This is a genomic window from Pollutimonas rozaliensis (genome assembly GCF_048751585.1).
In the GTDB taxonomy this organism is placed as follows: Bacteria; Pseudomonadota; Gammaproteobacteria; order Burkholderiales; family Burkholderiaceae_B.
Window position 1 is genome coordinate 1 of record NZ_JAZHOB010000265.1, and the last position, 250, is coordinate 250.

General features: G+C 45.2%; 1 protein-coding gene. It reads left to right on the forward strand.

Features of this window, described 5'->3' with window-relative positions; translation table 11 throughout:
* A partial coding sequence (locus V0R37_RS22845) for a large ribosomal subunit protein uL3 (RefSeq protein ID WP_420376655.1) occupies positions 1 to 250 on the forward strand: 250 nt, incomplete at both ends.

Here is a 250-nt window from a genome sequence, read left to right on the forward strand (position 1 = left end):
TATGCTGCTATTCAAGTAACAGCTGGAACTAAGAAAGCTAACCGCGTAACTAAGCCAGAAGCTGGTCACTTTGCGAAAGCAGGTGTAGAAGCTGGTCGCGGTCTTTGGGAATTCCGTTTAGAAAACGGCGAAGAGTTCGAAGTTGGTACTGAACTGACTGTTGAACTGTTCAACGAAATTAAGAAAGTAGACGTTACTGGTACATCGAAAGGTAAAGGCTTCCAAGGTGCTGTTAAGCGCTGGAACTTCC